Source organism: Sodaliphilus sp. (genome assembly GCF_045598405.1).
Lineage (GTDB): Bacteria > Bacteroidota > Bacteroidia > Bacteroidales > Muribaculaceae > Sodaliphilus > Sodaliphilus limicaballi.
In genome coordinates, this window is the sequence record NZ_JAZLLZ010000143.1 from 1 (window position 1) to 8,234 (window position 8,234).

At 49.2% G+C, this 8,234-nt stretch carries 8 protein-coding genes; 7 read left to right on the forward strand and 1 reads right to left on the reverse strand.

Features of this window, described 5'->3' with window-relative positions:
• Nucleotides 1–618 precede the first annotated feature (618 nt).
• The 5 genes from yihA (at nt 619) to ACKI3C_RS10075 (ending at nt 5,522) form a co-directional block, all read left to right on the forward strand.
• Entirely contained in the window at nt 619–1,215 is a 597-nt protein-coding gene (gene yihA, locus ACKI3C_RS10055) for a ribosome biogenesis GTP-binding protein YihA/YsxC (protein WP_407404618.1), read from the forward strand.
• Between the two features lie 107 nt (nt 1,216–1,322).
• The gene (locus tag ACKI3C_RS10060) at nt 1,323–1,571 is read left to right on the forward strand and encodes a hypothetical protein (protein WP_407404620.1); all 249 of its coding nucleotides are present in this window, start codon (nt 1,323–1,325) and stop codon (nt 1,569–1,571) included.
• Complete coding sequence (locus ACKI3C_RS10065; RefSeq protein ID WP_407404622.1) at nt 1,568–1,975, forward strand: type II toxin-antitoxin system VapC family toxin; 408 nt, start codon at nt 1,568–1,570, stop codon at nt 1,973–1,975. Before ACKI3C_RS10060 ends, ACKI3C_RS10065 begins: the two co-directional genes overlap by 4 nt.
• 78 nt (nt 1,976–2,053) lie before the next feature.
• Nucleotides 2,054–4,453, forward strand: a complete 2,400-nt coding sequence (locus ACKI3C_RS10070) for a TonB-dependent receptor (protein WP_407404624.1) — start codon at nt 2,054–2,056, stop codon at nt 4,451–4,453.
• 106 nt (nt 4,454–4,559) lie between these two features.
• Complete coding sequence (locus tag ACKI3C_RS10075) at nt 4,560–5,522, forward strand: ROK family protein (RefSeq protein ID WP_407404626.1); 963 nt, start codon at nt 4,560–4,562, stop codon at nt 5,520–5,522.
• Between the two features lie 287 nt (nt 5,523–5,809).
• Here the strand turns inward: ACKI3C_RS10075 and ACKI3C_RS10080 are convergent, their stop codons facing one another.
• Nucleotides 5,810–6,472, reverse strand: a complete 663-nt coding sequence (locus tag ACKI3C_RS10080; protein ID WP_407404628.1) for a DUF6563 family protein — start codon at nt 6,470–6,472, stop codon at nt 5,810–5,812.
• Nucleotides 6,473–6,685: 213 nt separating this feature from the next.
• Between ACKI3C_RS10080 and ACKI3C_RS10085 the strand changes: the two genes are divergently transcribed.
• Nucleotides 6,686–7,204, forward strand: coding sequence for a KdsC family phosphatase (locus ACKI3C_RS10085; protein WP_407404630.1), 519 nt, complete (start codon nt 6,686–6,688; stop codon nt 7,202–7,204).
• Nucleotides 7,205–7,278: 74 nt separating this feature from the next.
• Nucleotides 7,279–7,854, forward strand: a complete 576-nt coding sequence (locus tag ACKI3C_RS10090; RefSeq protein ID WP_407404632.1) for a Maf family nucleotide pyrophosphatase — start codon at nt 7,279–7,281, stop codon at nt 7,852–7,854.
• Nucleotides 7,855–8,234 lie beyond the last annotated feature (380 nt).

Sequence of the window (8,234 nt, forward strand, 5' to 3'; positions counted from 1 at the left end):
TTGCATATGAATAAAGTATTCAACGCGCCAAAGGAGCGTGGTCGCACTTTGTGCGACTATTGATAACTCAACTTTAGCTTTTATAGCAATTGCTGCTAATTTGTTGTCCGGCAGGACAATACCTGAATAACCCCCACCGCCGAACGTAGTGGCGGTGGGGGTATAGTATCAACAAGCAGATGCGTCCAGTAGGACGCTAATCGGAGCAAATAGGTGAAATTCAGATTGTTCCATATGCTAAAGTTGAGTCATAATTAATAGAACCCACCTAAAAACAAATGGGCAAGTCTATGCAGGCTTGCCTGTTTGTTTTTTACCACAGGCCCTATAATTCGAAAAAAAATACTATAATTGCAGTAATTTGCCTTTTTTATAGTAATTTTGCAGTCGGAACAACATAAATATACTGCAATGGTATTTTGGGTAATATCCCCGCGCTGATCTCACGGATCTCACGTAAAACAATAATAACAGATTGCTCTGATTTAACTGAAAAAGAAATTATTCTAATTATTTAATTTCTTTCAGTTATTACTAAATCAGTGTAATCAGTGTAATCCGCGCGGGGAGTCCGCAAAAAAAAATATTGGTTTGTAGTTACCTAAACAACATAACGACATGAAAATTAAGAGCGCAAAATTTGAGATAAGCAATAGCGACTACCGCAAGTGCCCCGACACTAATATCCCCGAGTATGCATTCATCGGGCGCAGTAATGTGGGCAAGTCGTCGCTCATCAATATGCTCACTAACAATAAAAGCCTTGCCAAGACATCGCAAACTCCTGGTAAGACATTACTTATCAATCATTTCAAGATTAACGACGAGTGGTTCATCGTTGACCTTCCTGGCTATGGCTATGCCAAGCGAGGCAAGGACAGCCGCGAGCAGCTGCAACGCATCATCCAGGGATACATCTTGGGACGCGAGCAAATGACCTGTCTCTTTGTGCTTGTTGACTCTCGTCATGAACCGCAAAAGATTGACCTCGAGTTCATAGAGTGGCTGGGCGAGAACGGAGTGCCTTTTGCCATTGTGTTTACCAAACTCGACAAACTGGGAAAGGTTGCAGGAGTCGAAAAAGTTGCTGCCTACAAGCGCCATTTGCTCAAGACCTGGGAAGAATTGCCCCCGGTGTTCATGACCTCAAGCGAAGACGGCCGTGGCCGCGACGAGCTGCTGGCCTACATCGACGAGATTAACAGTGGGTTGTGATTGTGTCATAAGATGACTCACTAATGTTCTTTTTATTAGGAGAAATGTTGCTGGTATTGTGATATTTGGAAATTTAGTGTTATCTTTGCAAATAAAAATATACAACTATGTGTACCTTTAATATGACATTTGAGGTGCCAGAGTCTAAAAATATAGATATCGAGGCACTGAAGAAGCAAATCAATGCTTTTGTGCAGGTTGTCACGTCTATGCCTAATATTGAAAAATCCGACAAAGATACTGCAAAGGAACAATCGCATCGTTTGTCGGCAGACGTTGCATGGTTCAAAAATAATCCTGTTGTACTTTCTGATGAAGATTTGGATGACAAAGCCAAACACATTTTGGAACGATGAACATTCTTTTTCTTGATACTAACGTTATTCTTGATTACATTGTCAGAAGAGAAAATTGCGAGTACATGGATTCCCTGATACAGCAATCTATCAATCATGGTGATGTTATGTGTACTTCTCTATTGAGTTTTGCTAATATGGCTTATATCTTGCGTAAGCATCCACACGAAGAACGTGTGCAGGTGTTTCGCCGGTTGCGTCGTTTCATAGGTATCATCCCGGCAGATGAGAAGCAATTTGATAATGCACTTGATCGCAATGTAATGGATTTTGAAGACTATTTACAGTATCAAGCAGCTTTTGCTAATAATTGCACGCACATTATTACCAACAATGCTAAGCACTTCAAGGAATTTTCAAATCTTCCGGTGTTTAGTGCTCAGGAGTATCTAGAGCTGATTTAAAAAATCATCCGATCAATATACTTTTCGGGCTTTTTTTTCGTTATAATTAATGTATAATACTATAGATTAAAGATAACGATGAATATAAAGCAACTTACTGCGCTGGTTGTCATGGTCTTAATGGGTGTGGCTCTCTTTGCGCAAGTCAAGATATCAGGTAAGGTGGTCGATGAAACCGGACAACCCATTGAGTTTGCCACGGTGCGTGTCGTGGGTACCACATTGGGAACTAACACCGACTTGAAGGGTATGTATGAACTGTCGGTTCCCAAGCAAGACACTATCATGGTGGAGTTCTCCTGCCTGGGCTACTCGTCGGTTAAGCGCCAGCTCATCAAGCCCGATGGCTCGGTGACTCTCAATCCCAAGCTTTACGAGAAATCAACCGAACTTGCCGAGGTGCAGGTCACGGAGTTCAAGAAGCAGACTAACACCATGCAGGGTGTTGATGTCTCAACACTCAACCTCACTCCGAGTGTGGGCGGTCGCAGTGTAGAGGCCGTAATCTCGACTATGGCCGGCGTGAGCAGCAAGAACGAGATGAGTTCGCAATACATGGTGCGAGGTGGTAGCTATGACGAGAATAGCGTGTATATCAATGGTATAGAAGTTTACCGCCCGCAGCTCATCAGCAGCGGACAGCAGGAGGGACTTTCAGTGATCAATCCCGATATGGTCAACTCGGTCAATTTCTCTACCGGCGGTTTCAATGCCGAGTATGGCGACAAGATGTCGAGTGTGCTCGATATCACCTACCGCCAGCCCGAGGCGTTTGAAGGGGCTGTCTCGGCAAGCTTGCAGGGTGGTTCGCTCTCGATAGGTGCCAGCAGCAGCAAGTTCTCAATGCTGCACGGTGCGCGATACAAACGCAACTCGTCGTTGCTGGGTTCATTGGAGAGCAAGGGTGAGTATGACCCGCAGTACTTTGATTACCAGACCTATCTCGTGTATAAACCTAGCAAGAAATTCAACGTGTCGTTCCTGGGCAACGTGTCGATCAACGACTACCGATTTGTTCCTGCCAGCCGCGAGACCAGTTTCGGCACTTCGACCAACGCCAAGTCGTTCAAGGTCTATTTCGACGGACAGGAGAAGGATAAGTTCTACACTTATTTCGGAGCACTGTCGCTCAACTATAAACTCAACAAAGGCAATGACTTCACGCTGCAAGGCTCGGCCTATCAGACCAACGAGCTTGTGGCCTACGACATCCACGGCGAGTATTGGCTCGACGAGGCCGGTACTAGCGGTGAGGATGGCAAAGGTGGCGAGCTGGGAGTGGGCAAGTATCATGAGCATGCCCGCAATCGCCTCAAGATAGATGTGTTTAACATTGCGCTTAAAGGCAACACGTCGATCAATAACAACAACTTGTCCTATGGAGTGGAGATGCGCCGAGAGAAGACCTATGACCGCTCGCGTGAGTGGCAGTGGCGCGACTCGGCTGGATACTCGCTGCCTCACATACCCGAGGAGGTAAACGTCATCTATAACCTGTCGTCAAGCCACGACTTGAGCTCAACCCGTTTTGCTGCCTATGTGCAGGACACTTACAAGGTGATGCTTGACAAGGGCCTGCTCACAATCAATGGCGGTGTGCGCGTGTCGCACTGGGATTTCAACAAGGAGACGCTCGTGTCGCCTCGTTTCAGCCTGGGCTTCATACCCGAGCGCAACAACCACCTGTCGCTGCGCTTTGCCGGTGGCCTCTACTATCAGGCTCCGTTCTACAAGGAATACCGCTTTGATGTATATGGCGAGGATGGCAACGCCTGGATTAATCTTAACGAAAACATCAAGTCGCAGCGCAGCATCCATGCTATCTTGGGCGGTGACTACACTTTCAGGGCTATGGATCGTCCCTTCAAGTTCACTGCCGAGGTTTACTACAAGAACCTCTCCAACCTCATCCCCTACGAGGTTGATAACCTCAAGATGGTTTACTCGGGTTTCAATAGCAGCAAGGGATATGCAGCCGGTATCGACATGAAGCTCTTCGGGCAGTTTGTCGAGGGAACCGACTCTTGGATTAGTTTCTCGCTCATGAACACGCAAGAAAACATCAACGGCGTGAAAGTGCCTCGTCCCACCGACCAGCGTTACAGCCTTGCCATCTTCTTCACCGACTATCTGCCCAAGCTGCCACGCCTCAAGTTCAGCCTCAGGGGAATATTGAGCGGCGGTCTCCCCACCACAGCGCCAAGCATGTCTCGCGACATGGGCTACTTCCGTCAGCCCCCCTACAAGCGTGTCGATGTGGGCTTGAGTTACCAGCTTGTGGGCGGAGAGCACAAGCCCAAGAGCGGGTTGCTCAGCCATTTCAAGGAAGCATGGCTCGGTGTCGATGTGTTCAATATCCTCGACATCTCCAACGTGAGCGGATACTACTGGGTGACCGATGTCAACAACCTGCAGTATGCCGTGCCCAATTACCTCACCCGTCGCCAAATCAACGCGCGACTCTCTATCAAGTGGTAATCAGGGAAAAAAACTTGGCGTTACTCTTGCTACTTGCGGCAAAAAAACGTAACTTTGTGAAGAAATATAATTTACTTACAATATTAAACAAAAAAACTACAAAAACATGGCAAAACCTTATGTAATTGGTATCGACATGGGCGGCACTAACACCGCATTCGGTATCGTAGATGCACGCGGCAACGTAGTTGCAAGCGATTCAATCAAGACTGGCAAGCACTCTAACTTTGACGACTATGTAGATGAGCTTCACGAGGCTGTGACTCGTCTTATCAATAACAACGACGCCGAGGGCAAGATCAACGGTATCGGTATCGGTGCGCCCAATGGCAACTACTACACTGGTATGATTGAGGGTGCTCCCAACCTGCCTTGGCCCAGCCCCATACCCCTGGCAAAGAAAATCACAGAGAAGTTTGGCATCACTTGCCTCGTGACCAACGATGCTAATGCTGCCGGCGTGGGCGAGATGACCTATGGCGCTGCTCGCGGCATGAAGGACTTCATCATGATCACTCTGGGTACAGGTGTGGGCAGCGGTATCGTTGTCAACGGCCAGATGGTTTATGGCTACGACGGTTTCGCTGGCGAGCTTGGTCACGTGATCATGCGTCGCAGCAATGGCCGTATGTGTGGTTGCGGTCGCACAGGCTGTCTCGAGGCTTACTGCTCGGCTACTGGTGTGGCTCGCACTGCTCGCGAGTTCCTCGAGATTCGCAAGGACGACTCAAAGCTCCGCGAACTTGATATCGCTTCAATCACTTCAAAGGACGTTTATGACGCTGCGGTGGCTGGCGACCAGCTTGCCAAGGAGATCTTTGAATACACAGGTAACATCCTGGGCGAGGCTCTTGCCGACTTCACAGCATTCTCTGCTCCCGAGGCATTCGTGATCTTCGGCGGTCTGGCAAAGAGCGGCGACCTCATCATGAACCCCATCAAGGAAGCGTTTGACAAGAATGTACTTCCCCTGTGGCGTGGCAAGGTTAAGATTCTGTTCAGTGAGATGAAAGAGGCCGATGCTGCCATCCTCGGAGCATCAGCTCTCGGCTGGGAAATCAAAGAATAATACCCGGCTTGATACAATAACAAACCCTAGAATTTCTAGCTCTATCTAGATTTTCTAGGGTTTGCTTTATGTCATCGTGAAGAAAAGAAAGTCATCGTCATCGTAGCGAAGCGCATCGTCATCGTAAAGAAAAGAAAGTCATCGTCATCGTAGCGAAGCGCATCGTCATCGTTAGAAAAGGAAAGTCATCGTCATCGTAGCGAAGCGCATCGTCATCGTTAGAAAAGGAAAGTCATCGTCATCGTAGCGAAGCGCATCGTCATCGTCATTGTAGCGCATCGTCATCGTTAGAAAAGATAAGGCACGTTAGGGTCTTGCCCCAGTCGCTGCACATATTGCAGGAAGAAGTCATTGATCATGTAGGGCTCTTCATAGTCGCGCATCGATTCATAGCGACGTTGCAGGTCGGGGTAAAAACTCAAAAGCTCGCTCAATTTCTTGCTGTCAACTTTCTCCACAAGGCCATTCTCGAAGTTGATGAGATAAATCATTCCTGGGTTGTTGTATTCATCGGCAGTAGCCTCGCCGTTCCTCATCGCTTCAAGGAACCGCCACCCTAAACTGCTGCTCCCGGCCCACTGCACAAAGGCCACCTTGGCCGAGAAATACAGCGGCACGTAGTGGCTCATGTGCTTGCTCTCGCCCTTGAAGTTCTTTTTCAGCCAATTAGTGTTGACAAACCAAAGCGAGTCGCCCAGCGCCACCGCCACGGTCTCGTCTTTAAGCATCTTGTTGATGTTTTTTCTGATGCCGTCAAACTCGATGTCATAAGGGGTGTACATCAATACTTCCGGGTTCATGATGAGGGTGTCGGCGATGCCGTTAAATATTGACTCCCACGACTGGTACACCATGAGGCTGTCATGCCGTGCGCGGTATTCTCGCTCCTGGGCACACATGCTTGTGGCCCACAAGGTTAGGATTGCTAATGTCAGGAATATTCTTTTCATAAGTAGGTGTGCAAAATGTTTTTTATAATAGTTGTATTCAATAGTGATGCATATTCTGGCGCCAAATATAAAGGCGTGTAGTGACTCCTACTCAACTGTTATTTGGTGCCGAAGATGCGCAGTAGGGAGTGCAAGGATTGTATAAATCATTTTGCACGCCTACTTAGTTGCAAAAGTACAATAATATCATTAATTTTGCAAAAAAAAGATGTTATGATTAACTACGACTTAACGAAAATAAAGGGAATTGCCTTCGACGTGGATGGCGTTCTCTCACCCTCAATGATACCGCTGCACGTTTCGGGCGAGCCCATGCGCATGGTCAACATCAAGGACGGCTATGCCATGCAGCTGGCGGTGAAGTGCGGTCTCAAGATTGCTATCATCAGCGGCGGCAACACCCATGCCGTGCGCGTGCGTTTTGAGGGACTGGGTGTGCAGGACGTGCACATGGGCGCATCGGTAAAGTTGCCCGTGTTTGAGCAATGGATGGAAAAGCACGGTCTCACCCCCGATGAGGTAGCCTTTGTGGGCGACGACATCCCCGACCTGCCCGTGCTCAAACGTGCCGGTCTTGCCGTTGCTCCTGCCGATGCCGCCCCCGAGGTGCTCGAAGCCGCCAGCTACATCTCGCCGTGCAACGGCGGCAGCGGGGTGGGGCGAGACCTCCTGGAACAGGTGATGAAAGCCCAGGGCCTGTGGCTCAGCGACCTCAACGCCTTCGGCTGGTAAATGGTGTGACTAGATCTAGAACATCTATATTTTTTCGTAGCTTGCGCAAGCAAGCGTTTCGTTAAAAAAGAATTATGCTTGACAATCTCAATAAATATGACATAGTCCTGGCGAGCAATTCGCCTCGTCGCCGCGAACTCCTGGCAGGCCTCGGCGTGAAATTTCGTGTAGAAACAATCAAAGGCCTCGATGAGACCTACGATCCTGCCATGCCCCTAAACGAGGTGGCGGCATTCCTGTCGCAGCTCAAAGCCAGCGCCTACACTCTCGCTCCTAGTGAACTCATCATCACAGCCGACACCATTGTCCTTGCCGGTGACGAGGTGATGGGCAAGCCCGCCGACCGCGATGACGCTCACCGCATGCTGCGCAAACTCTCGGGGTGCAGCCACGAGGTCATCACTGGTGTCACCGTTGCCACGCAAGACAAGAAAGTAACTTTCAGCAACGTGACCCAGGTGACGTTTGCCGCAATGACCGACGAGGAGATATACCACTACATCGACACCTACGCCCCCTTTGACAAAGCAGGCGCCTACGGCATACAGGAATGGATTGGCTATATGGGTGTCACGGGTATCAACGGTTGTTTCTACAATGTCATGGGCCTCCCCGTGAACCATCTCTACACTGTTCTAAAAGAGTTTTAATAAGGGGTAAGCGGCACCCCTCATATAGCGAAAACAAAAAGAAAGCCGTGGCCGGTTACGATGCAGTGCGGTCTCTGCCGAGGCCGATGTGGCAGACGGCTTTCTGTCCGACGGTCTGCCGACCGCCGGTTACGATGCAGTGCGACGGGTTCCCCGTCAAGTGTGATTCGCTTTAAGGCATGTTCGGTCTGGTTAGTGATACAGCCGGTGCGCGAGGGGGTGGCTATGGTTGTGATGTAGGCAGTGTAGGCGGTGTAACCGCCTCATTGCATCGTAACCGGCGGACGCAGTCCGTCGGAGGTGGGGATAAAAGAGTGTAGGCGGTGTAACCGCCTCATTGCATCGTAACCGGCGGACGCAGTCCGTCGGAGGTGGGGATA

Excerpts from the sequence above, each read along its gene's own strand:
- yihA (WP_407404618.1), top strand. The coding sequence starts at position 619 with ATGAAAATTAAGAGCGCAAAATTTGAGATAAGCAATAGCGACTACCGC.
- ACKI3C_RS10060 (WP_407404620.1), top strand. The coding sequence starts at position 1,323 with ATGTGTACCTTTAATATGACATTTGAGGTGCCAGAGTCTAAAAATATA.
- ACKI3C_RS10065 (WP_407404622.1), top strand. The coding sequence starts at position 1,568 with ATGAACATTCTTTTTCTTGATACTAACGTTATTCTTGATTACATTGTC.
- ACKI3C_RS10070 (WP_407404624.1), top strand. The coding sequence starts at position 2,054 with ATGAATATAAAGCAACTTACTGCGCTGGTTGTCATGGTCTTAATGGGT.
- ACKI3C_RS10075 (WP_407404626.1), top strand. The coding sequence starts at position 4,560 with ATGGCAAAACCTTATGTAATTGGTATCGACATGGGCGGCACTAACACC.
- ACKI3C_RS10080 (WP_407404628.1), bottom strand. The coding sequence starts at position 6,472 with ATGAAAAGAATATTCCTGACATTAGCAATCCTAACCTTGTGGGCCACA.
- ACKI3C_RS10085 (WP_407404630.1), top strand. The coding sequence starts at position 6,686 with ATGATTAACTACGACTTAACGAAAATAAAGGGAATTGCCTTCGACGTG.
- ACKI3C_RS10090 (WP_407404632.1), top strand. The coding sequence starts at position 7,279 with ATGCTTGACAATCTCAATAAATATGACATAGTCCTGGCGAGCAATTCG.